Here is a 20,910-nt window from a genome sequence, read left to right as displayed (position 1 = left end):
AAGGTTAGAGCATTTCGCGATGCGGGGTGCGCATAAACCAAACCGCTCGTCGAACGCGAGCGGCAGCGCCGATCTCATAAACAAAAACCCGGCCGCCTGCAAGTTGCGGCCCGGCTCGTATGGGCGCAAATGCCGCTCTTGACTTTCCACACCGTTCGGCCGACTTGATGGGTCCGGACCGCAGGAGACCGGCCATGAGCAGCACCGAAGGAACAACAATAGACCAAGCGGAAATCGACAGGTTTTCGGCCATGGCGTCAGAATGGTGGGATCCGACCGGCAAGTTCCGCCCGCTCCACAAATTCAATCCGGTGCGCCTGGAATATATCAGGGACCGGGCCTGTGCACAGTTCGGGCGCGATCCCAAATCACCGCGGCCGCTTGCCGGCCTGCGCGTGCTCGATATCGGCTGCGGCGGCGGCCTTTTGAGCGAGCCGATGGCACGCATGGGCGCCGAGGTTCTCGGCGCCGATGCGTCGGAGACCAATATCGAGATTGCCAGGATTCACGCGGCCCAGAGCGGTGTGGACGTGGACTACCGGCCCGTCACCGCCGAGGCGCTGGCCGCTGACGGCGAGACGTTCGATATCGTGCTCAACATGGAAGTGGTCGAACACGTGGCCGATGTGGATTTGTTCCTGACCGCCTGCGCCGGCATGGTCCGCCCCGGCGGGCTGATGTTCGTCGCGACGATCAACCGGACATTCAAGGCCCTGGCGCTCGCCATTGTCGGTGCGGAATATGTCCTGCGCGGGCTGCCGCGCGGTACGCACCAGTATGAAAAGCTGGTGCGTCCCGAGGAAATCGAAACGCCCGTCGGCCGCTCCGGCATGCGGATCATCGATCGCACGGGCGTGTTCTACAGCCCGTTGTCGGACAACTGGAACCTGTCACGCGACATGGACGTCAATTACATGATGCTGGCCGCGCGGCAAAAATAGCGCCGCACCCGTCAGTTCTTGTCTTCCGGCAGATCCGGCAAGGGCGCGACGCCGACACCCTCTTCGAGCAGCGACTTGACCTCATCGGGCTTGGCCTGGCCGATAATGCCGCGCTCCTCGCTCTCGCCATAGTGAATCTTGCGCGCCTCTTCCGGAAAACGCTCGCCCACATCCTCGGAATTGTCGCGAATTGTCTTCACCGCCTGACGCAATTGCTCCATCGCGGCTTTCTGCGTGGTGCTCATCGCCAGTTGAACGGAGGCTTCCTTGCTGCGGGCGGTCGAGACCGAAGGCGCCATCAGCGCCTTGTCCACATTGACCGAACCGCAATGCGGACACTCCACCAGCTTGCCGTCGCGCTGCTTCTCAAAATCCGAATTGCTTGAGAACCAGGCCTCGAACCTGTGCTGTTCGTCGCAGATGAGGTCAAACTTGATCATGCATCAATCTCGGCTTTGCCGGCGGCCTCGGTCAAGGCCAGCTCAAAAGCGCGGTGGTTCTTCAGGTTCGGCACCTTGCCGCGTGCCGCCCGGCTTAAAGACCGGTCGATATCGGCGGTAATGACCGCCGGCTCATCGTGATCGGCCTCGGCGATGATACCGCCCCAAGGATCAACAATAAGTGAATGCCCGTAGGTTTCGCGTCCGTCCTCATGCGGTCCGCCCTGCGCCGCGGCGACGACAAAGGCGCCGTTTTCTATTGCCCGCGCGCGCAGCAGCGTATGCCAGTGCGCCTCGCCCGTCTGCCGGGTAAAGGCCGCCGGAACGGTCAGGACATCGGCGCCGGACATGGCAAGCGCCTTGAACAGCTCTGGAAATCTGACGTCGTAGCAGATGCCGAACCCCAGAACGGCAAACGGCAATTGCGCCAGAACGGCCTTCGTTCCGGGCTCGTAGGACTGGCTTTCACGCCAGCTCTCGCCATTGTCCAGATCGACGTCGAACATGTGGATCTTGTCGTAACGCGCCACCAGCGCGCCCGCCGGATCGAACAGGTAGCCGCGATTGGCCGCCTTGCCGTTGGCAGCGGCGATGGCGGTTGATCCGATCTGGAGGTGGATGCGGTGTTCGCGGGCAAGATCGCTTGCCGCGGCAACGACCGGATCGTCGGCCTCGTCCTTGAGGATCGCGGCAAGGCCGGCCCGGTCGCGCACCAGCGCTCCGGTCATTTCGGGGGTCTGGACATAGTCGGCGCCGAGACCGGCGGCCTGTCGCACGGCGTCCCGAAGGTCCTTGATGTTGCGCTCGGGGTCCATGCTTGAGCGCATCTGGATCGCCGCCGCCCGAAATATGTGCCCGTTCACCGTCAACTCCTTCGCGGCGGCGTCAGGCCGCCGTTTGCAGCAGATTGTCCAGTTTCCCGCTGCGCTCAAGCGCGTGCAGCTCGTCGCAGCCGCCGACATGGACATCGCCGATGAAAATCTGCGGGAACGTGGCGCGACCGTGCGCCCGCTGCACCATTTCCTGCTTCAGCGCCGTCGAAAAGGTCGCATCGTGTTCCGTGTAGGAGACGCCCTTTTGTTCCAGCAATCGTTTTGCGGCGGTGCAAAATCCGCAGAATTGCCGCGTGTAGATCGTCACCTCGGCCATAGATGTCTCCTGTTGGCGCTGCGGACAGCTGACATGTTTCGCTTGTCAGACCATATAGGGCCTACAAATACCCGGGGGCAACCCTGGCGAAGGTAAGGACAAAAACCCTGTCCGCACCCGCCCGCGTAAGCTCGCGGGCCGCGGATTTCACGGTCGCGCCGGTCGTGTAGACGTCATCCACCAGCAAAACGGACTTTCCGTTCACATCGCGCCGCCTTTTCGGCGGGATCGAAAACGCCCGCCGGACATTGTCCGCACGCGCCGAAGCCCCCAGCCCGACTTGCCTGCGCGTGGCACGAATGCGCAAAAGCGTTGCCGGCAGGTAGGACAGGCCCGTCTGGCGCGCCACCGCCCGCGCGAGCTCGGCCGACTGGTTGAACTGCCGCGACAGCAGGCGGCCCCGGTGCAACGGAACCGGCACGATCACATCGGCGTCGGCAGTTATCTCGGCACCGGCCCGCATCATCCACCGCGCCATCATCTCGGCAAGATCGGTGCGGTCCTTGTACTTGAAGCGGTGAACGATCGACCTGGCGATGTCGTCATAAAGCACCGCGGATCGCGCCTTCGCGAAGGGCGGCGGATCGGCGATCGCATCGGCACTCAGCACGCCATCCCCGGCATCGAAGGGCAGGGGCGAGCCCAGCACATCGCAGACGGGCTTTTCGATCCAGGCCACTTTGCCCCAGCATTGCCCGCACAACCCGCCATGACTGCCTGAAAATGCTCCGCATCCCGCACAGATCGGCGGATAGACAATCTCGCCTGCGCGCCTGGTCCACCCGCGCAGCCATGCGCCGATTGACAATGTTGTGGAATTGAACGAACTGGACGCCATATGACGGACAATACAACGATCACGGGCAGGTGCAATGGAAGCCGGTCGGCTGTTTGATACCAAACTGGTTCGCACAAACCGGCTGCGGGCACTGCGGCGCAAGGCCGAGGGTGCGGATTTCCTTCTGGATATCGTTGTACGCGAGCTCGGCGAACGCCTCGCCGCCGTCGAGCGCAGGTTTAAACTCGCTCTCGCGCTGCATGCGCACACGCGCGCAACGGCGGAACTGATCATCGACAGCACCAAAGCCGACAATGTCGTCCGTATCGAGCAGGACGGGCGGATTCTTGAGAGCCAGAATAGCGTCGGGATCGTTTCGGACCTGGAGATGCTGCCGGTCGCCGATGACACGATCGGGCTTGTTGTCTCTCCGCTGTCCCTGCATTTGATCGACGATTTGCCGGGCATCCTGTTGCAGATCAACCGCGCGCTCAAATCCGACGGATTGTTGCTCGCGGCCATGCCCGGCGCGGGCACCTTGGCGGAGTTGCGCGAGGCGCTGATCGCGGCGGAGAGCGGGCAGACCGGCGGTGTGAGCCCGCGCGTCATGCCCTTTGCCGATGTGCGCGATTGCGGAATGCTCCTGCAGCGGGCGGGCTTCGCGCTTCCCGTGGTCGATGCCGAAACCTATACGGTCCGTTATGATCACATGTTCGCGCTGATGCACGATCTGCGGAACATGGGCATGTCGAACCCGCTTGTCGCCCGCAGCAGGAAACCGGCACGCAAGGCCCTGTTTCTGCGCGCGGCGGAGATTTACGCCGAGCGGTTCGCCGATCCCGACGGACGCATCAGGGCGACATTCGACATATTGTATATGTCCGGTTGGAAACCCCATGCGAGCCAGCAGAAGCCGCTCGCGCCGGGTTCGGCCAAAGCCAGCCTGGCCGCGGCACTCGGAAGCCGGGAACACAAACTCTGATCACGAGGCCGGAAGGGCTCGTTCAAGTAACAGCGTCTCTGAGGGTCGTCGCAATACGCTCAAATACGACCACCAGCTGATCGCCAATTCCAGTGGCCGCGGCGACAATCGAAATCGACACGATGACAGCAATGAGCCCATATTCGATTGCCGTGGCCCCACTCTCACATTCCAGATAACGCTTCAAATGATTCATGGTTCGCTCTCATCTGCCCGCAAACTTTTGACAGAGACTGTAAGCTTCACCTCTTGCAAACATCCTAACAAACACGGTTGACCGGACAAAAAGACAGGCGGGAGACTTTAATTCAAAGCCGACAAATTAATTTTCCCGGCGCGGGCGTGAGCCAATTCGTTAACCAAGAACCCGAATTGGTTTCAACCGTTCAGCAATCGCCCGTTTGCCGCCCGTTGGGCTCGATGATGCAGACGGAACTGGCCGAAGGCTGCAGCACGGAACGCTGTATGGTGTATTCCCGTGACCGGCGCGCAGTCGCCGTCGTCGTGTAATCAAGGCCACGGCTGCTGCTTAAAAGCTCCCAATCATTGGAAGATGTGTCGATCATCGACGGAATAATGAGAGCGAGCGCGACCGCCGCGGAACCGAAAAGCAAGGCCATCCGGACAATGCTGTAGCGCCCCTGGCGTTTGTTTTCGGATGAAGCCGAATATACCGAAGACCAAAAATCGTCGTTGCCCATGACCGAGCCCCTGTACACACGCCCCAAGACCCAACTATCTGGTATTATGCTGAATAATTGATTAACGGCTCCATCCAAAACAGGCGCGCGCCGGCACGGCGACGCCTCGCGGCACGGCCGATCGTGCCCGGCGCGCACCTTGCGACCGGCTTCAAGGCGGTTTCGGCTGCCGCTCGTGGGTCACGGTCACCCGCGTCGCATTCGCGTCAATGCTCTCAAAGGTAACGGTAACCAGCGTGTCGCGGACGCTCGGATCATCGCCGGCCCAGGTCCACGAATAGACCAGGCGTCTTTCCTTCTCGACAACCCGGTAGGAGCCGTGCGCCGCCTCGCTCACCTGTGTGTCGCCGGCCGCCGTCATGCCATACCGGTATTGTCCTCCGACACGCACATCCATTTCGCAAAGCACCAGTTTCAGGTTCCCGGTGCGGCCCCACCACTTCATCTTTTCCTCGGGAACGGTCCAGGCCTGCCAGACCCTGGCAACCGGCGCCGGACGCCCGACCCCCTATTTCCGGTAATTTCTACAAAAGATCGATGAGATAGGGAATCAACGGCTCATCGGCGGCCGGCATCGGATAGTCCCTGAGGTCCCGTGGCCGGACCCATTTGAGGGCCTGTCCTTCCTGCGCCCGGGCCGTGCCCCAGAAGCGGCGGCAGACGTAAAGCGGCATGAGAAGATGAAAATCCTCGTATCCGTGGCTCGCGAATGTCAATGGCGCCAGGCACGCGGGCTTCGTCGTAATGCCGAGCTCCTCCTCGAGCTCGCGAATGACCGTTTCCTCCGGGGTTTCTCCGGCTTCCACCTTGCCCCCCGGAAACTCCCAGAGACCGGCCATGCTCTTGCCCGGCGGCCGCTGCGCAATCAGCACCCGGCCATCGGCGTCGACCAGCGCGCAGGCGGCCACGAGGATGATCGCCCGTTCATTCATCGTTCGCGTCCTCCGGGGCCTGACGATAGTCGTAACGGTAGGTTTCCTGAAACCCGAAGCTCTCATAGAGGCCGACGGCGGCGACATTGTCGGCCTCGACCTGGAGCCAGGCCTTTTCTGCCCCGCGCATGCGCGCCCACCGCAACGCCGCCGTGACGACCTCCCGGCCATGCCCCTTGCGCCGGCTGCCGTCGCGGGTGGCAAGCTCGAAAATGCCGGCCATATCATTGTCATGGACGCAAAGCGCCGTCGCCACCGGCCCCGATCCGGCCTCCTCGATGACAAAGAACCCGGCTTCCGGCCGGATCGAACTCAGCACTTCCGTCAGTCCGGGCTTGAGCGCCCTGTCGCGGCCGTGAACCCGGATGGATGCGTCGACATAGCGCCCGATCTCGCGAATGGGCAGGTGATCGAGGACGGCGTCGAGGTCGAGATGGTCGATCTGCGCCATCATCACCCTCGTTTCCTCAAACCGGCGCCAGCCATGGGCGTCGAAATAGGCATCGAGCTGAGGCGGTGCGAGCGGCGATTGCCGGAACACCAGCGGACGGCCGTAAGCCCTGAAACGCTGTGCCGCCCGTTCGACCCGCTTTTCGACATCGCGGTGATCGGACGGATCGAGAGGATTGACCGAATTCAGCCGTTTGGACGGGTGACCCGCCGTCAGCCGGATCTGCCAACTGCCGTCATACTGGATGGATGCAGCCGGCCAGGCCCGAAAGCCCAACGCCTCCAGACGTCGAACGCTTGCTAGCTCGTGCATCGCACTACCCCGCCCCGCCGATGAGCGATCCGGGGCAATGCCGGCCAAATCCCGACGCCCGCATCTTTTCCTCAACTTCGATAATCGCCGTTGATCGCCACATAGTCCTTCGTCAGATCACACGTCCACACGGTCGCCTCGCCGCTGCCGACGCCGACATCGACGGCAATATCGATCTTCGGTTGCTTCATGACGGCCGCAGCCGCCTCTTCGCTGTAGTCCGGATCGCGTTCGCCATCGACGGCCACGCGCACGTCTCCGAACCAGATTTTGAGCCGGTCGCGGTCTGCTGCCTGTCCGGCTTTGCCGACCGCCATGACAATGCGGCCCCAATTCGCATCCTCGCCGGCGACGGCGGTTTTGACGAGAGGCGAATTGGCCACCGAAAGCGCAATGATCTTGGCCGCCCCGTCGCTGCGCGCGCCGCGCACGGTGATCTCGACCATCTTGCGCGCGCCTTCGCCGTCCCTGACGACCTGATGCGCGAGATCCTTCAAAAGATCGAAGAGCGCCGTTCTGAACCCCGAAAGCGCCTCGTCCCGGACATCCCCGATGCGCCCTGCCGCCGCCTTGCGCGCGGTCCCGGTCGCAAACAGCATGACCGTGTCGGAGGTCGATGTGTCGCTGTCCACGGTGATCGCATTGAACGTATCCTCGACACCTTCCGACAAAAGCGCCTGAAGCACGCCGGAGGAGATATCCGCATCGGTCACCACGAAGGACAGCATGGTCGCCATATCCGGAGCGATCATCCCGGCGCCCTTCGCGATCCCGTTGATCCTGACATCGACACCGTTGACGGTCGCGGTTCGCGTCGCCACCTTCGGATAGGTGTCCGTGGTCATGATCGCACGCGCCGCGTCCAGCCAGCCATCCGGCGCCGCGCTGTCGCACAGTCCCGCGAGCGTGGTCGAGAACGCCGCCGCATCCATCGGCTCGCCGATGACGCCGGTCGAAGCGAGAAACACCTCGGACGGGGTGCATCCGGCCGCTTCCGCGGCCGCCTCTGCGGTGATCCGCGCCGCCTCCGCCCCCCTCTTGCCGGTAAAGGCATTGGCGTTGCCCGAATTGACCACCAGCGCGCGGGCCCGTTCGCCGGAGAGGTTTTTCCGGCAGAATTCGACGGGTGCCGACGGACACAGCGATTTTGTGAACACCCCGGCGACGGACGCCGGCCGATCGAAAACCATCACCATCAGGTCTGTCCGGCCCTCATACTTGATGCCGGCCGCGGCCGTCGCGACACGCACGCCGTCAAGCGCCGGCGGTTCGGCCAGGACGTCCGGGGCCAATGGAGAAACGGAATGGGTCATTATTCGCTGTGCCATGGGAGCGTCCAAACCGCTCCGGATTGAGATACGGTCAGTTTTCGCCCTGCGCGTTCGCCTTGTCGAGCAGCGACTGCAGTTCCAGATCGGTGACGTCGACCTCGATGGCTTCACGGGCTTCCTGGATCAGGGACAGGTACTGCTCCTGCAAAAGCACGCGCCTGATCTGGTCGGCAACCTGTTCGAACTGCGGCGGCGGCGTGTCGCGGCGGTCCTCGACCTTGATGACGTGCCAGCCGAACTGGGTCTTGATCGGCTCCTTGGTGAAGCTGCCGGGCTCAAGCGCGAAGGCCGCTTCCTCGAACTCCGGAACCATCCGTCCCCGGGTGAAATATCCAAGGTCCCCGCCCTGCGGTCCGCTGGGTCCGGTGGATTTTTCCTTGGCGAGTTCGACAAAGTCCTTTCCGGCCTCGAGGTCGGCAATAATGCCCTTGGCCTGTTCCTCGCTGTCGACCAGGATGTGACGCGCCTTGACCTCCTGCTCCGGTTCGGTGGCGGCGACTTCCTGCTCGTAACGCGCACGCACCGCCTCCTCGGTCAGACCGCCCACCACCCTGGTTCTGAAATACTCGTTGTGGAGGGCACGGTCGCGAAGAAAGGCGAGGCGTCGCTGGAACACTTCATCATTGCCGAGCCCGACGCTCTCGGCCTGCTGCGCCATCAGCTTGATGTCAAGCAAGGCCGAGAGCGCGGCAGCCGTGCGCTGATCGGCCGGAAGGCGGGAAAACTGCGGGTCGAGATCGGATTCGGCAAAGGTCAGTTCCGACTGATAAACCGGCTTTCCGCCGATGGTCGCAATGACCTTGTCTTCTGCGTCCTGCGCCGCCGCCCCGGCCGCGACACAGATCGACAGCGCCACGATAGCCGCCCGCCATGGCATTGTTCCGTACATGATCAAAACCTCTTCATGATGTTGCGGCCACGACCACAAACTGCATCCAATAGCCGATTTCCGAGCCGACTGAAGCCGGAATCGGGTCGCCCGCCACAACGCACCGATTCCAACGGCGCCACGGCGGCGTTGACATCGATCACCCCCCCTCTTATCTGTCACGCAATCTCGCGTCCAGTTCAGTTTCGGGCGGATCAGCTTCAAAACCGCGTCATTTGGGCCCCAGACGGATCGGCAAAGGTCTGCCCGACAAGCAGGAAAGGACCACATTGATGGTCAGGTTCGGCGGTATCGCCAAGAAGATCTTCGGGTCGTCAAATGAGCGCCGCATACGCTCCTACAGGCCCCGTGTTGAGGCGATCAACGCCCTGGAAAGCGAGATGCAGTCCCTGAGCGACGAAGCGCTTGCCGCGCGCACCGACGAGTTCCGCAAACAGCTCGCGGACGGTGCCAAGCTTGACGACCTCCTGGTTCCGGCTTTTGCCACCGTGCGCGAGGCGTCGCGCCGCGTCCTCGGCCTTCGCCCTTTCGACGTCCAGCTCATCGGCGGAATGATCCTGCACGAAAACTCCATCGCGGAAATGAAGACCGGCGAAGGCAAGACGCTTGTCGCGACGCTGCCGGTCTATCTGAACGCGCTGGAGGAAAAGGGCGTCCACGTGGTGACCGTCAACGATTATCTTGCCACCCGCGACGCCGAGTGGATGGGCAAGATCTACAATTTCCTCGGCATGACCACGGCGACCATCGTGCACGGAATGGACGATGAGCAGCGCCGCGACGCCTATGCCTGCGACATCACCTACGCGACGAACAACGAACTCGGCTTCGACTACCTGCGCGACAACATGAAATATGAGCGCGGCCAGATGGTCCAGCGCGGCCACAACTATGCGATCGTCGACGAGGTGGATTCGATCCTCATCGACGAAGCGCGCACGCCGCTGATCATTTCGGGGCCGCTGGACGACCGCTCGGATCTCTACAACACCATCGATACCTTCATTCCGCTTCTCGACGACAGCGATTTCGAGATCGACGAGAAGCAGCGCTCGGCGACCTTCACCGAGGAAGGCACCGAAAAGCTCGAAGGAATGTTGAGGGAAGCCGACCTTCTCAAGGGGGAAGCCCTTTACGACGTCGACAATGTCACCGTCGTCCATCACGTCAACAACGCCCTGAAGGCGCACAAGCTGTTCACCCGCGACAAGGATTATATCGTGCGCAACGGCGAAATCGTCATCATCGACGAATTCACCGGCCGCATGATGCCGGGCCGGCGGTACTCCGAAGGCCAGCACCAGGCGCTGGAGGCCAAGGAAAAGGTCGACATTCAGCCCGAGAACCAGACGCTGGCCTCCATCACCTTCCAGAACTATTTCCGCATGTATTCCAAACTGGCGGGCATGACCGGCACGGCATCGACGGAGGCCGAGGAATTCGGAAATATCTACGGCCTGAGCGTTATCGAAGTCCCCACGAACCTGCCGATCCAGCGCCTCGACGAGGATGACGAGGTTTATCGCACGGCCGAGGAGAAATTCGCCGCCATCGTTGCCGAGATACGCGATGCGAGCGAACGCGGGCAGCCGGTGCTGGTTGGAACCACCTCGATCGAAAAGTCGGAATTTCTGGCCGAACACCTCAAAAGCTCGGGCGTAAAGGACTTCCAGGTCCTCAATGCGCGCTATCACGAGCAGGAGGCCATGATCATCGCCCAGGCCGGCGCGCCGGGCGCCATCACAATCGCCACGAACATGGCCGGCCGCGGCACCGACATCCAGCTCGGCGGCAATGTCGACATGCGCCTGTCGCAGGAGCTTGAAGGCATAGAGGACGAGGCCGAACGCCAGACGAAGGAAGAAAAGATCCGCCAGGAGGTTCAGGCGCTGAAGGAAAAGGCGCTGGCGGCGGGCGGACTTTACGTTCTGGCGACCGAGCGTCACGAAAGCCGCCGCATCGACAATCAGCTGCGCGGCCGTTCCGGCCGCCAGGGCGATCCGGGGCGTTCGAAATTCTTCCTGTCGCTGCAGGACGATCTGATGCGCATTTTCGGATCCGACCGGATGGACGGAATGCTCAAGAAACTTGGCCTCAAGGAAGGCGAAGCGATTGTCCATCCCTGGATCAACAAGGCGCTGGAGCGGGCCCAGAAGAAAGTCGAGGCGCGCAACTTCGACATCCGCAAGAACCTGCTGAAATTCGACGACGTGATGAACGATCAGCGCAAGGTGATCTTCGAGCAGCGTCTTGAGCTCATGGATGCCGAGGACATCAGCGAAACGACCGCTGACATGCGCCAGGACGTCGTCGAGGCGGTTGTTGCCCGCAATGTTCCCGAGCGCGCCTATGCGGAGCAGTGGAACCTGACGGGATTGAAGGAGGAAACCGAAAAGTTCCTCAATCTCGATGTTCCGGTTGATCAGTGGGCCGCCGAGGAAGGCATCGCTGAGGACGATATCCGCGAACGCCTGTCGGCCGAGGCCGAAAAAGCCGCCGCGGACCGCGCCGAGCGTTTCGGACCGGAAGTCATGACCTATGTCGAGAAGTCAATTCTTCTGCAGACGCTCGACCATTTGTGGCGCGAACATCTGGTCAATCTCGACCATCTGCGTTCGGTTATCGGCTTCCGGGGCATGGCGCAGCGCGACCCGCTGCAGGAATACAAGGCCGAGGCCTTCGAGCTGTTCCAGAGCCTCCTGGCAAACCTGCGCGAAACGGTCACCGCCCAGCTCATGCGCGTCGAGCTCGTGCGCGAGGCGGCCGACGCACCCGAGCCGACCCCGCCGCGACAGATGGAAGGCCGCCACGTCGACGCCACGACGGGCCAGGACGAGTTCCTGGAGCCGGAAGATCAGGGGGGAGGCTTGGCGCTGGCGCCGGCCCAATCCCGCGTCGTTCCCGCAGAGCAGCGCGATCCGAACGATCCCGGTACATGGGGCAAGGTCGGCCGCAACGAACCGTGCCCTTGCGGATCGGGCAAGAAATACAAGCATTGCCACGGCTCTTTCAACTGATATCGGGCCACTTTACTTGCGTATTCACGAAGTTTTGAAGACACGCAGTGGATCACCGGCGAGATAGTGTTTTATTCAGCACCTGGGAATAGTGCGGGTGGCGATGTCTGTGACGCGGGTGGATGGGCCCGACTCACGCAACTGCGTGCCTGATCTTTGGTATCAGAAAAGCAATACACCACAGCATTCCGTGAATTCCGCGCGACAGAACTCGCTGCGGTAACGCACGATCTGTGTCGTCAGGCGCAAACTGTGTCGTCAGGCGCAAATCGGCACAGTTATTTATCGGGATATTCAACAAAATCTCTCGATTCCAACCGTTTTTTAACGGCCATGGGCGATACTTGCCGTCTGTATCGAGTTTGGAATGGTAAAGACCGTGCGTACGACGGTTGAAAATACAACGGATGATGCGCTTGCGCCGGATGCCGACGCGGGAAGATCCCGCACTGGAATCTTCGGGCAGATCGACAAATTGATCCAGGGCCATGACGGCCATGGCGAAGCGCGTCGCATGTCACTTATCGCGTTCACGATCAGAGTCATGAGCGCCGGCATCGCTTTCCTGTCGCAGATATTCCTCGCCCGCCTCATGGGCCAGTTCGAATACGGCATATTCGTCTTCGTCTGGGTGACGTCGCTTATCATCGGGACGCTCACCTGCTTCGGCTTTCACACGACGCTGATCCGTTTCATCCCGCAGTACAAGTCGCGCGGCGAGATCGCGAAGATCCGAGGCATATACCTGACATCGCGGGTATTCTCCTTCGCAAGCGCAAGCATTATCGCAGCGCTCGGCATCACCTTCATCTGTTTCTTTGGTGACCTGATCACCAGCTACTATGTCATACCTCTTGTCCTCGGCGCCTTCATGCTGCCCATGCTGGCTCTGGGTGACGCGATGGAAGGCACGGCCAGGGCGAACAACTGGGGCATACAGGCATTGACCCCGACCTATCTGGTCCGCCCGGTTATGATCCCTCTGGTCATGTTCATAGCGGTGATGCTGGGATTCGGCGCCGATGCCAAAACCGCATTGATCTCGGCGCTGATCGCGACATACTCCGCCACCACCGGCCAGTTTCTCCTGCTCGGGCGCCGCCTGCGCCGGCGCTACAAGACAGGGCCAAGAGAAATACACCTTGGATACTGGCTGCGCATTTCCATGCCGCTGTTTCTGGTGGAAGGCTTCTACTATCTGCTGACGAATGCCGACGTGATCATGGTCGGCCTGTTCCTCGAACCCGATCTCGTCGCAACCTATTTCGCCGCCGCGAAGACGATGGCGCTCGTCCATTTCGTCTTCTTCGCCATCAAGGCCGGAATGGCGCCGCGCTTCTCCACGCTCGTCGTCGAAGCGCAAAGCGGGGAATTGGCCCGTTTCGCCGCGAGCACGGCACGTTGGACATTCTGGCCGACACTGCTCGTCGGCGGCATCGTTCTCGCGCTCGGACCATTTCTCCTGTCGCTGTTCGGCCCCGATTTCGCGGGCGGCTATCCGGTCATGTTCATCCTCTTTGCCGGCATCGCCGCAAAGGCCCTGATCGGCCCCGGGGAATCACTGTTGACGATGTCCGGACACCAGAAGATCTGCGCGGCGATCTATTTTGCCGTGCTCGCCGTCAACATAGCCGGAAACATCGCCCTGATCCCCGTCTTCGGAATAGAAGGCGCGGCAATGGCAACCGCATTCGCCATGTGTGTGGAAGCGCTGTTGCTGTTCATCATCATCCGCCGTCGCCTGGGCATCAGCATGCACATATTGAGCTGGCCGCGGACCGCCGGCCAGGAGGCAAACTGACATGTCCTCAAATCCCTTTCTCCAGGATGGCCCGGGCGACACCGGCAGCACCACCGCCACCACCGTGGCCGGAATAACGATCGAACGGCCCAGCGCCGAGATCTCGGTCGAGGCCGGCCGCCGGACGCGGCAACTGTGTATCTATCCGGCCCGCGCCGGCTACGACCTGCGGCGCGAGATGGATTTCCTGACCAATCGCGCGCTTGAAGGCAATGTGTTCTTTTCCGCCCGCTTCATGGCGCCTGCCATGCCACGGCTGGAAGACAAGGAAATCCGGCTGATGATCATGCGGGACGAGGACGAACGCCGCAGCCGCCTGCGCTTTGTCATGCCCTTTTCCATCGAGCGTCCGGGTTTTGCCATCGGCGCGCCGATCATCCGGGCCTGGGCGAACGATTTCGGTCCCCTGGGCACGCCCCTGCTCGATCAGGAAGGCGCCGCGGAAACCCTCGATGATCTCCTCGAAACGCTCGGATCCGGCAAACTCGATCTGCCATCGGTGCTGATCATCCCGTCCGTGCGTCTGGATGGCCCGTTCGTTCAGCTTCTGCGTGCCGTGGCCGTCAGCCGCGGCCTGCCGGTAACCGACACCGACCGGTTCCAGAGGCCGATGCTGCAGAGCAGGCTCGACGGCGCCGACTATCTCAAGCGGTCGCTCTCCACCAAACATCTGCGCGAGCGACGGCGGCAAAGACGGCTGCTTGAGGGGCATGGCGACGTCACCTATGACATCGCCCGACAACCCCGCGACATTCGCTACCGGATGGAAGAATTCCTCGCCCTAGAAGCATCCGGCTGGAAGGGCCGCCGCCGCACGGCGATGGTGGTCGACCGGTATCGCGCGGCCTTCGCCCGCGAGGCAATCACCGATCTGGCCGAAACCGACAATGCGCGTATTCACACGCTCAACCTGAATGGCGAGGCCATCGCGTCGATGATCGTATTTGTCCAGAGCGGCACGGCCTACACCTGGAAAACGGCCTATAACGAGACGTTCAGCGCGTTGTCGCCCGGGCAACTTCTCATGGATGAACTGACCGCCATCCATCTGGAGGACCCGAATATCACGATCAGCGATTCCTGCGCCGTCGAAGACCACCCGGTCATGAGCCGCCTTTGGCGCGAACGCTGCAGGATGGGAACGCTGATCGTTGGCCTGTCGCCGTCAAGCGACCGCGACATGCGCCAGGTCGAAACGCGGTTGCACCTCTATAATGAAACCCGCAACATTGCGCGTCTCGTGCGCAACAAGCTGCGCAACATGACGGCAAGCCGCTAGAGCAATTCTGAGTTAGATTGGATCATTTGACCGCGGCGATTTTGGTCTCTGGCCAGGCGGGTTGCGCGCCGTGGTGCCACCCCACCACAAGCGCAAGCCAACGACGCCAGGGGCCAAAATCGCCCGGCCCATTCATCTATGTATTGCAATGCGATAGTCCTTTCCGGGGTGGGGAAAATCAAATGTTCCAATCTAACTCAGAATTGCACCTAGAGTATCCGAGGCCGAGACTCACGACGCCCGGGCCTCGCGAACGGCCCATTCCCTCAATTCCCTGCGGATGACCTTTCCGGTCGTCGTCAGCGGCATTGAATTGAGGAACGCCACCTCGCGCGGATATTCATGCGCCGACAGGCGCACCTTGACCCAGTCCTGTATCTCCCCGGCAAGAGCATGGCTCGGCTCGTATCCGGGCGCCAGAACGATATAGGCCTTGACGATCTCCGTGCGCAGCGCATCCGGTTTGCCGACAGCAGCCGCCAGCGCCACGGCCGGATGGCCGGTCAGGCAATCTTCGATCTCGCCGGGACCGATGCGGTAACCGGCGGAGGTAATGACATCGTCGTCGCGGCCGAAAAACTCGATATAGCCGTCCTCGCTCATGATCCCCTGGTCGCCCGTCAGCATCCACTCGCCGATGAACTTTGACCGGGTTGCAGGCTCGTTGTCCCAATAGCGCAGGAACATCACCGGGTCGGGCCGCTTGACCGCGATCTGCCCCGGCGTTCCAGCCGCAACCTCCTGACCTTTGCCGTCGACGATGGCGACCGTGTGCCCCGGCACCGCCCGGCCGAGCGCACCCGCACGGCTCACGCCGATTGCGCCGCAGGACGAAACGACCAGATTGCATTCCGTCTGCCCGTAGAACTCATTGATCGTAAGCCCCAGCTCCTGTTGCGCCCATTCATAGGTCTCCTTGCCGAGCGCCTCACCGCCGGAACCGATCGTGCGCAGTTTCAGATCAAACCGCTCGGACGGCCTTTCGACGGTGCGCAACATCTTCAGCGCCGTCGGCGGAATAAACGCATTGCGCACACCGGTCCTTTCCATGATGCGAAACGCCGTCTCCGGGTCGAATTTCTGCGCTTCGGACGAGACCACCGGCACGCCGAAATGGAGACCGGGCAACAACACGTTGAGCAGCCCCCCGGCCCAGGCCCAATCGGCCGGAGTCCATAACAGATCGTCCTCCTGCGGCAAAAACTCATGCGGGAACTGCACCCCCGGCAGATGGCCGAGCAACACCCGGTGCGCATGCAAAGCACCCTTCGGCGGCCCTGTCGTACCGGATGTGAAAATCATCAGCGCCGGATCCTCGGCACGGGTGTCGGCCGTGCCGAAATGGCCGCTATGGGCGTCGATCAGGCCCGCGAACGCGATTGTATCCGCCGTTTCATCGGTGCACACGATACCGGCGAAATCGTCAAGGGTCGCCGCGATATCGCGCACCTTCCCGGCGCCCGTCCCGTTCGTGACGACGCACTTCACGCCGGATGTGCGCAGCCGGTAGTCGAGTGCCTCCGCGCCGAACAACAGGGCGAGGGGCACGGCAATGGCGCCGAGCTTGTAGATGGCCAGATGGGCAATCGCCGTTTCAAAACCCTGCGGCAAAAGCAGCGCGACCCGGTCGCCCCGGACGACGCCAAGCGAGGCAAGACCTGTTGCCACCGCATCGGACTTTTCCCTCAAGAGGCCGTAGGTCAGCCGGTCCGGCTCGGCATCCGGCCGATAGTGCACCAGACAGACCCGGTCCGGCTCCTTTTCAGCCCAGTCGTCGCAAACCGACCGGGCAATGTTGTAGCGCTCCGGTATGGTCCAGACAAAGTCCCGGACAAGCGCGTCATAGGATTGGCGAACGGGAAGCATGGCGACTGACCTTGTTTTCTCAGGCCACCGATTTACAGGCTTCGCGACCGTCTTTGCAAGTTTCGGTGCAAGGTCCGGCGAAGACACGATCAGGACGCTTCGTCCGACACCCGGGCAGCACCGCGCTGCTTCAATACCATGTCAGCCAATCGCGCATTTCGGATCGAAACACGGCCGGTTGACACCTGATCGGCACATGATATGCACTTTGACCGAGGGGAGCGGTGTTGCACCTTCGGACACCCTTGGGGGCATAAATTGGGCGGGCCGTCGGTTCGAAAGCGGGTGCTATGTCGGCAGAACGCCCGTCCGGGTGACCGGCAGACCGACGCAGACCCCGGTTTTGTGTTTGAAAGGCGTCCTGTCCGGCATGTCATTCTACGGCCTTCTGCACCTCGATCACGGCGAGCGATCCGCCGTCAATGTGAAAACAGCCGATTTCGACGAGCAAGTGCGATTATACGCCCTTTGCGCCGTCAATCTCTCGAACTCCCTGGCGCTTCAGGGCAAGCAATTCACCTTGATCACCAACAAGGCGGGGGCCGTCCGCTCCGCGCTGGCTCACACACCCGGCGAACTGGACATGAGGGAAATTCCCTTCAAGACGGTTGTGCCAAAGGGTGTCGATTTCTATTCCGCCCATCACAAGATCGACTGTTTCCGCTACTTTTCCGGGCTCGATTCACAATATGCGGCCCTGATTGACCTCGACGCGATCTGCATCAACCCGTTCCCGGTTTCGTTTGACCGCAATATCGCTCGCGGCATCGCCATGTGTTACGACATATCGGACCAGGTCATTCCCGCCTTCGGCGCAGACCGGATCAGTGCCGATCTGGAAGCGATAAATGGCCTTCATTCGGAAGGGCGCTGGTACGGCGGCGAATTCATCTGCGGGCCACCCGAATTCTTCGGCAAACTGGTCGAGACGATCGAAACGATCTACGCAAACTATGTTGAGAACATTTCAAGCCTGCACCATGTCGGCGACGAGGCCCCCGTCTCGGCGGCCCTTGAGATCATGAAACTGAACGGCACGCAGATTGCCGATGCCGGCACGCTTGGAATTGTCGCAAGGCACTGGAACGGCCGGCCGCCCTTCATTCCACGGCCGTTTGAACACATGTCCCAGGGGACGATCCTGCACCTGCCCAACGACAAGCTGTTCCTCGCCAAGCTCGGCCGCTCGGGAAAAGCGTCGAAACAGGCCTTTTTCAAGGCCTATGATCTGCGGCGCAGGAATTATCTCAGACGCAAACTCAAAACGGTCGACACCGCGTTGCGCGATGTGCTCCGCCATATCAGGACGCATTACACCAATCCGCTGCTTGACACGCTCGGCCTGAAACGCAAGCGGCGTCTCGGGCGTTAAAACCGCGCCGTTCGGCAGTTTTCCGCAAGCGTCTTGAGCCGTGGTGCCTCCGAGAAGAGAAACCTCGAACCCGTCAGGGTTCGCAAGCGCGACCGCGCGCCGGCCATGTTTGGCCGCCCCGTCCGGAGGTCAGCCCGAAGGGCGGTACGACCGTGAGGACGAAGCAATGGTACGGGTGGTCGGGCTCGAACCGACACATCGTTTAAGATACGGGATTTTGAATCCCGCGCGTCTACCAATTCCGCCACACCCGCATTGCAATCAGCAGCTGGAATATACGGGCCGGTAACATCCGGTCAACCTGCATTTGCTAGCTTTGAGGCGCAAATGTCCGAATTCTGTTTACGCCTCTCCCGATTCTGCTAAAAGCGACCGCGCCAACGGGGATCACACCATGCTCAGACGCCTTTACGACTGGACCATGTCGCTTGCCGCGACGCGGCATGCGCGCGCCGGTCTCGCAGGCGTGTCCTTCATTGAAAGCTCGGTGTTTCCCATCCCGCCGGATGTGCTTTTGATACCGATGGTGCTCGCTGACCGGAAGGCCTGGTGGAAGACGGCATTGATCTGCACCATCGCCTCGGTGGCCGGCGCGCTTCTGGGCTATGCCATCGGCATGTTCCTGTTCGAGGCCGTGGGCAAGCCGATCCTCGACCTCTACGGCAAGGAGCAGTCATTCGACCAGATCAGCAACTGGTACAACACCTATGGCGGCTGGGGCGTGCTGTTCGCCGCGATCACGCCCTTCCCCTACAAGGTCCTGACCATCTTCTCCGGCGCCACCGGCCTCAACCTGATCACCTTTGTCGTGGTCAGCCTGATCGGGCGCAGCTTCCGCTTCTTCCTCGTTGCCTATCTGCTCTATCATTTCGGCGAACCGATCCGCGCCTTCATTGAAAAATATCTGGGTATACTTTTTGCCATATTCATGGTGCTGCTGATCGGCGGTTTTTATGCAATAAGGTTCGTGTTCTAGAAGGAGTCGGCGTCCGCAATGACGGATGGACATGCAACGGTTCACAAAGCAAAAATCGCCGAAGCGCTGATCCTGGCGATGGCGATGGCTCTCGTCGTCGGGTCCGCGCTCGGCTTCGAACATATCGGCGGCTTCATTCCCTGCGCGCTGTGCCTGGAACAGCGTACGCCCTACTATATCGGTGTGCCGGTCATGGTCGCCGCCGCCATCGCGTCGATGCTCAAGGCGCCCGCCGCAATCACGCGTGTTCTTTTCGCCGCAGGCGGCCTGCTCATGCTCTACGGTGCGGGCCTCGGCGTCTACCATTCGGGCGTCGAATGGGGCTGGTGGCCGGGTCCGGCCGACTGCGCCGGCGCGGCAGGCCTGACCACCGACGCATCCAATCTGCTTGCCGACATCAACGCCACGACCCCGCCCGCCTGCGATGAGGCGGCAGGGCGCTTTCTCGGCCTGTCCTTCGCCGGCTGGAACGTGATCGCAAGCATCGTTTTGGCGGCCGGCTGCCTGCACGGCGCACTGCCGGGCAGAAAGACACCAGACCGTTCTTAAGCTCGCAGGGAACCGGCCCTACGGCTCCAGTTCGACATCCCAGTAGAGATAATCCATCCAGCTTTCGTGCAGATAGTTGGGCGGGAATTTGCGCCCGTTATTGTGCAGATCGTGCACCGTCGGATGATAGGGCTTCTGGGACGGATACATCCGCGCCTCTTTCGGCATCTTGCCACCCTTTTTCAGATTGCAGGACGAGCAGGCCGCGACAATGTTCTCCCAGGTCGTCTCGCCGCCATAGCGGCGCGGGATCACGTGATCGAAGGTCAGATCCTCATCCGTGCCGCAATACTGGCACTGGAAACGGTCGCGCAGGAAGACGTTGAACCGGGTGAAGGCCGGATGGCGGCTCGGCTTCACATAGGTCTTGAGGCAAACGACACTCGGCAGCGCCATGGACATGCTGGGAGAGGACACGCGGTGTTCATATTCGGCCAGAATATTGACGCGATCCAGAAACACCGCCTTGATCGCATCCTGCCAGGACCAGAGCGATAAAGGGTAGTAGCTGAGCGGCCGGTAATCGGCATTCAGTACCAGCGCCGGAAGCGCGTCGGGTGAAACTGCTATCGTCAACTCACTCTCCTGAGCGATTCGCCGCTTGTCTTCGATATATTAGGCCGGTTGTTACAGGATTGTGAAGTAATCTCAGGAAATTGACCGCGATTGAACGTCGCAGCGGTGACCGATCCGCAACAGGCTAGCGGCCGGTCGGAGACACATCGCCGCGCCGCATCTCCGTGGCGTAATAAGCCCACAGGAGCCGGGCGGCGACACCGCGCCAGGGCTGCCATTCGCCCGCCATTTTGCGCAGTTTCTTTTGATCCGGACGCTCTTTCAGCTCAAAAGCGTGGGCCGCAGCGCTTTGCAGGGCAACGTCGCCCGCCGGAAAGATATCGGGATGTCCGGCACAAAAGAGCAGGTAGACCTCCGCCGTCCAAAGGCCGATCCCCTTGATGCCGGTCATGACGGCGATCGACCGGTCCGCCGGCATCGTACACAGCGCCTCCGGATCGACCTGCCCGCCCAGCACGGCGCCGGCGGCGGCCTTCAACGTCGCCTCCTTGGCGCGGGAAAGGCCGATCCGGCGGCACTGCACATCGCTCAGCGCCGCTATTGCGTCGGGCGCGCAACCACCCGCCTC

Annotated in this window: 22 protein-coding genes, 1 tRNA gene and 1 pseudogene; 8 read left to right on the top strand and 16 right to left on the bottom strand. The window is 61.6% G+C overall.

Going from position 1 to position 20,910, the window contains the following annotated elements:
* The first annotated feature begins 194 nt into the window (after positions 1-194).
* The gene (ubiG, locus tag AC5E6N_RS10360; protein WP_491747742.1) at positions 195-941 is read left to right on the top strand and encodes a bifunctional 2-polyprenyl-6-hydroxyphenol methylase/3-demethylubiquinol 3-O-methyltransferase UbiG; all 747 of its coding nucleotides are present in this window, start codon (positions 195-197) and stop codon (positions 939-941) included.
* Positions 942-952: 11 nt separating this feature from the next.
* Here the strand turns inward: ubiG and AC5E6N_RS10355 are convergent, their stop codons facing one another.
* The 4 genes from AC5E6N_RS10355 to AC5E6N_RS10340 all read right to left on the bottom strand — a co-directional run bounded on the left by AC5E6N_RS10355 (position 953) and on the right by AC5E6N_RS10340 (position 3,368).
* Positions 953-1,381, bottom strand: coding sequence for a DUF1178 family protein (locus AC5E6N_RS10355; protein ID WP_491747741.1), 429 nt, complete (start codon positions 1,379-1,381; stop codon positions 953-955).
* Complete coding sequence (locus AC5E6N_RS10350; RefSeq protein ID WP_491747740.1) at positions 1,378-2,244, bottom strand: carbon-nitrogen hydrolase family protein; 867 nt, start codon at positions 2,242-2,244, stop codon at positions 1,378-1,380. The genes AC5E6N_RS10355 and AC5E6N_RS10350 overlap by 4 nt, the downstream gene beginning before the upstream one ends.
* Positions 2,245-2,266: 22 nt before the next feature.
* The gene (gene grxC, locus AC5E6N_RS10345) at positions 2,267-2,530 is read right to left on the bottom strand and encodes a glutaredoxin 3 (protein ID WP_491691353.1); all 264 of its coding nucleotides are present in this window, start codon (positions 2,528-2,530) and stop codon (positions 2,267-2,269) included.
* 61 nt (positions 2,531-2,591) lie between these two features.
* A complete protein-coding gene (locus AC5E6N_RS10340; protein ID WP_491747739.1) occupies positions 2,592-3,368 on the bottom strand; it encodes a ComF family protein in 777 nt (258 codons plus the stop codon).
* A 34-nt stretch (positions 3,369-3,402) separates the two neighbouring features.
* Between AC5E6N_RS10340 and AC5E6N_RS10335 the strand changes: the two genes are divergently transcribed.
* Complete coding sequence (locus AC5E6N_RS10335) at positions 3,403-4,290, top strand: class I SAM-dependent methyltransferase (RefSeq protein ID WP_491747738.1); 888 nt, start codon at positions 3,403-3,405, stop codon at positions 4,288-4,290.
* Positions 4,291-4,312: 22 nt separating this feature from the next.
* On the opposite strand, the gene AC5E6N_RS10330 is transcribed toward AC5E6N_RS10335, so the two are convergent.
* The 7 genes and pseudogenes from AC5E6N_RS10330 to AC5E6N_RS10300 form a co-directional block, all read right to left on the bottom strand.
* On the bottom strand, positions 4,313-4,486 hold the full coding sequence (locus AC5E6N_RS10330) for a Flp family type IVb pilin (protein ID WP_491691350.1): 174 nt from the start codon (positions 4,484-4,486) through the stop codon (positions 4,313-4,315).
* A gap of 190 nt (positions 4,487-4,676) precedes the next feature.
* Positions 4,677-4,991, bottom strand: coding sequence for a hypothetical protein (locus AC5E6N_RS10325; RefSeq protein ID WP_491691349.1), 315 nt, complete (start codon positions 4,989-4,991; stop codon positions 4,677-4,679).
* A gap of 151 nt (positions 4,992-5,142) precedes the next feature.
* Positions 5,143-5,472 (bottom strand): annotated as a pseudogene (locus AC5E6N_RS10320) (SRPBCC family protein); the annotation flags it as partial.
* Positions 5,473-5,515: 43 nt separating this feature from the next.
* Positions 5,516-5,923, bottom strand: a complete 408-nt coding sequence (locus tag AC5E6N_RS10315; RefSeq protein ID WP_491691348.1) for a (deoxy)nucleoside triphosphate pyrophosphohydrolase — start codon at positions 5,921-5,923, stop codon at positions 5,516-5,518.
* The gene (locus AC5E6N_RS10310; protein WP_491747737.1) at positions 5,916-6,686 is read right to left on the bottom strand and encodes a GNAT family N-acetyltransferase; all 771 of its coding nucleotides are present in this window, start codon (positions 6,684-6,686) and stop codon (positions 5,916-5,918) included. Before AC5E6N_RS10310 ends, AC5E6N_RS10315 begins: the two co-directional genes overlap by 8 nt.
* 71 nt (positions 6,687-6,757) lie before the next feature.
* The gene (argJ, locus tag AC5E6N_RS10305) at positions 6,758-7,999 is read right to left on the bottom strand and encodes a bifunctional glutamate N-acetyltransferase/amino-acid acetyltransferase ArgJ (protein ID WP_491747749.1); all 1,242 of its coding nucleotides are present in this window, start codon (positions 7,997-7,999) and stop codon (positions 6,758-6,760) included.
* A 49-nt stretch (positions 8,000-8,048) separates the two neighbouring features.
* Positions 8,049-8,906 carry a peptidylprolyl isomerase gene (locus AC5E6N_RS10300; protein ID WP_491747736.1) on the bottom strand — a complete coding sequence of 286 codons (858 nt, stop codon included), beginning with the start codon at positions 8,904-8,906 and terminating at the stop codon, positions 8,049-8,051.
* Between the two features lie 272 nt (positions 8,907-9,178).
* Here AC5E6N_RS10300 and secA point away from each other — a divergent pair, with 272 nt between their 5' ends.
* Positions 9,179-11,923 carry a preprotein translocase subunit SecA gene (secA, locus tag AC5E6N_RS10295; RefSeq protein ID WP_491747748.1) on the top strand — a complete coding sequence of 915 codons (2,745 nt, stop codon included), beginning with the start codon at positions 9,179-9,181 and terminating at the stop codon, positions 11,921-11,923.
* 133 nt (positions 11,924-12,056) lie between these two features.
* Here the strand turns inward: secA and AC5E6N_RS10290 are convergent, their stop codons facing one another.
* On the bottom strand, positions 12,057-12,422 hold the full coding sequence (locus tag AC5E6N_RS10290; protein WP_491747735.1) for a hypothetical protein: 366 nt from the start codon (positions 12,420-12,422) through the stop codon (positions 12,057-12,059).
* Positions 12,423-12,437: 15 nt separating this feature from the next.
* On the opposite strand from AC5E6N_RS10290, the gene AC5E6N_RS10285 reads away from it, so the two are divergent.
* Positions 12,438-13,724 carry a lipopolysaccharide biosynthesis protein gene (locus AC5E6N_RS10285; protein WP_491747734.1) on the top strand — a complete coding sequence of 429 codons (1,287 nt, stop codon included), beginning with the start codon at positions 12,438-12,440 and terminating at the stop codon, positions 13,722-13,724.
* 1 nt (position 13,725) lies between these two features.
* Positions 13,726-15,003 (top strand): GNAT family N-acetyltransferase, encoded by a 1,278-nt coding sequence (locus AC5E6N_RS10280; RefSeq protein ID WP_491747733.1) that lies wholly within the window; start codon positions 13,726-13,728, stop codon positions 15,001-15,003.
* A gap of 231 nt (positions 15,004-15,234) precedes the next feature.
* Here the strand turns inward: AC5E6N_RS10280 and AC5E6N_RS10275 are convergent, their stop codons facing one another.
* Positions 15,235-16,869 carry an AMP-binding protein gene (locus AC5E6N_RS10275; RefSeq protein ID WP_491747732.1) on the bottom strand — a complete coding sequence of 545 codons (1,635 nt, stop codon included), beginning with the start codon at positions 16,867-16,869 and terminating at the stop codon, positions 15,235-15,237.
* A 370-nt stretch (positions 16,870-17,239) separates the two neighbouring features.
* Between AC5E6N_RS10275 and AC5E6N_RS10270 the strand changes: the two genes are divergently transcribed.
* A complete protein-coding gene (locus AC5E6N_RS10270) occupies positions 17,240-18,241 on the top strand; it encodes a hypothetical protein (protein ID WP_491747731.1) in 1,002 nt (333 codons plus the stop codon).
* Between the two features lie 167 nt (positions 18,242-18,408).
* On the opposite strand, the gene AC5E6N_RS10265 is transcribed toward AC5E6N_RS10270, so the two are convergent.
* Positions 18,409-18,495, bottom strand: a tRNA-Leu gene (locus AC5E6N_RS10265).
* Between the two features lie 140 nt (positions 18,496-18,635).
* Between AC5E6N_RS10265 and AC5E6N_RS10260 the strand changes: the two genes are divergently transcribed.
* On the top strand, positions 18,636-19,217 hold the full coding sequence (locus tag AC5E6N_RS10260; RefSeq protein ID WP_491747730.1) for a YqaA family protein: 582 nt from the start codon (positions 18,636-18,638) through the stop codon (positions 19,215-19,217).
* Positions 19,218-19,235: 18 nt separating this feature from the next.
* Positions 19,236-19,766: a disulfide bond formation protein B gene (locus tag AC5E6N_RS10255; RefSeq protein ID WP_491747729.1), complete on the top strand. Its 531-nt coding sequence runs from the start codon at positions 19,236-19,238 to the stop codon at positions 19,764-19,766.
* 18 nt (positions 19,767-19,784) lie between these two features.
* Here the strand turns inward: AC5E6N_RS10255 and AC5E6N_RS10250 are convergent, their stop codons facing one another.
* Both AC5E6N_RS10250 and AC5E6N_RS10245 read right to left on the bottom strand, forming a co-directional pair.
* Positions 19,785-20,342, bottom strand: coding sequence for an HNH endonuclease (locus tag AC5E6N_RS10250; protein WP_491747728.1), 558 nt, complete (start codon positions 20,340-20,342; stop codon positions 19,785-19,787).
* 124 nt (positions 20,343-20,466) lie between these two features.
* A partial coding sequence (locus AC5E6N_RS10245; RefSeq protein WP_491747727.1) for a DNA-3-methyladenine glycosylase family protein occupies positions 20,467-20,910 on the bottom strand: 444 nt, incomplete at its 5' end.

The organism is Hoeflea sp., from assembly GCF_984452065.1.
This window is presented reverse-complemented; position numbering and strand designations above follow the sequence as displayed.

Excerpts from the sequence above, each read along its gene's own strand:
- ubiG (WP_491747742.1), top strand. The coding sequence starts at position 195 with ATGAGCAGCACCGAAGGAACAACAATAGACCAAGCGGAAATCGACAGG.
- AC5E6N_RS10355 (WP_491747741.1), bottom strand. The coding sequence starts at position 1,381 with ATGATCAAGTTTGACCTCATCTGCGACGAACAGCACAGGTTCGAGGCC.
- grxC (WP_491691353.1), bottom strand. The coding sequence starts at position 2,530 with ATGGCCGAGGTGACGATCTACACGCGGCAATTCTGCGGATTTTGCACC.
- AC5E6N_RS10340 (WP_491747739.1), bottom strand. The coding sequence starts at position 3,368 with ATGGCGTCCAGTTCGTTCAATTCCACAACATTGTCAATCGGCGCATGG.
- AC5E6N_RS10335 (WP_491747738.1), top strand. The coding sequence starts at position 3,403 with ATGGAAGCCGGTCGGCTGTTTGATACCAAACTGGTTCGCACAAACCGG.
- AC5E6N_RS10330 (WP_491691350.1), bottom strand. The coding sequence starts at position 4,486 with ATGAATCATTTGAAGCGTTATCTGGAATGTGAGAGTGGGGCCACGGCA.
- AC5E6N_RS10325 (WP_491691349.1), bottom strand. The coding sequence starts at position 4,991 with ATGGGCAACGACGATTTTTGGTCTTCGGTATATTCGGCTTCATCCGAA.
- AC5E6N_RS10315 (WP_491691348.1), bottom strand. The coding sequence starts at position 5,923 with ATGAATGAACGGGCGATCATCCTCGTGGCCGCCTGCGCGCTGGTCGAC.
- AC5E6N_RS10310 (WP_491747737.1), bottom strand. The coding sequence starts at position 6,686 with ATGCACGAGCTAGCAAGCGTTCGACGTCTGGAGGCGTTGGGCTTTCGG.
- argJ (WP_491747749.1), bottom strand. The coding sequence starts at position 7,999 with ATGACCCATTCCGTTTCTCCATTGGCCCCGGACGTCCTGGCCGAACCG.
- AC5E6N_RS10300 (WP_491747736.1), bottom strand. The coding sequence starts at position 8,906 with ATGTACGGAACAATGCCATGGCGGGCGGCTATCGTGGCGCTGTCGATC.
- secA (WP_491747748.1), top strand. The coding sequence starts at position 9,179 with ATGGTCAGGTTCGGCGGTATCGCCAAGAAGATCTTCGGGTCGTCAAAT.
- AC5E6N_RS10290 (WP_491747735.1), bottom strand. The coding sequence starts at position 12,422 with ATGGCCGTCATGGCCCTGGATCAATTTGTCGATCTGCCCGAAGATTCC.
- AC5E6N_RS10285 (WP_491747734.1), top strand. The coding sequence starts at position 12,438 with ATGTCACTTATCGCGTTCACGATCAGAGTCATGAGCGCCGGCATCGCT.
- AC5E6N_RS10280 (WP_491747733.1), top strand. The coding sequence starts at position 13,726 with ATGTCCTCAAATCCCTTTCTCCAGGATGGCCCGGGCGACACCGGCAGC.
- AC5E6N_RS10275 (WP_491747732.1), bottom strand. The coding sequence starts at position 16,869 with ATGCTTCCCGTTCGCCAATCCTATGACGCGCTTGTCCGGGACTTTGTC.
- AC5E6N_RS10270 (WP_491747731.1), top strand. The coding sequence starts at position 17,240 with ATGTCATTCTACGGCCTTCTGCACCTCGATCACGGCGAGCGATCCGCC.
- AC5E6N_RS10260 (WP_491747730.1), top strand. The coding sequence starts at position 18,636 with ATGCTCAGACGCCTTTACGACTGGACCATGTCGCTTGCCGCGACGCGG.
- AC5E6N_RS10255 (WP_491747729.1), top strand. The coding sequence starts at position 19,236 with ATGACGGATGGACATGCAACGGTTCACAAAGCAAAAATCGCCGAAGCG.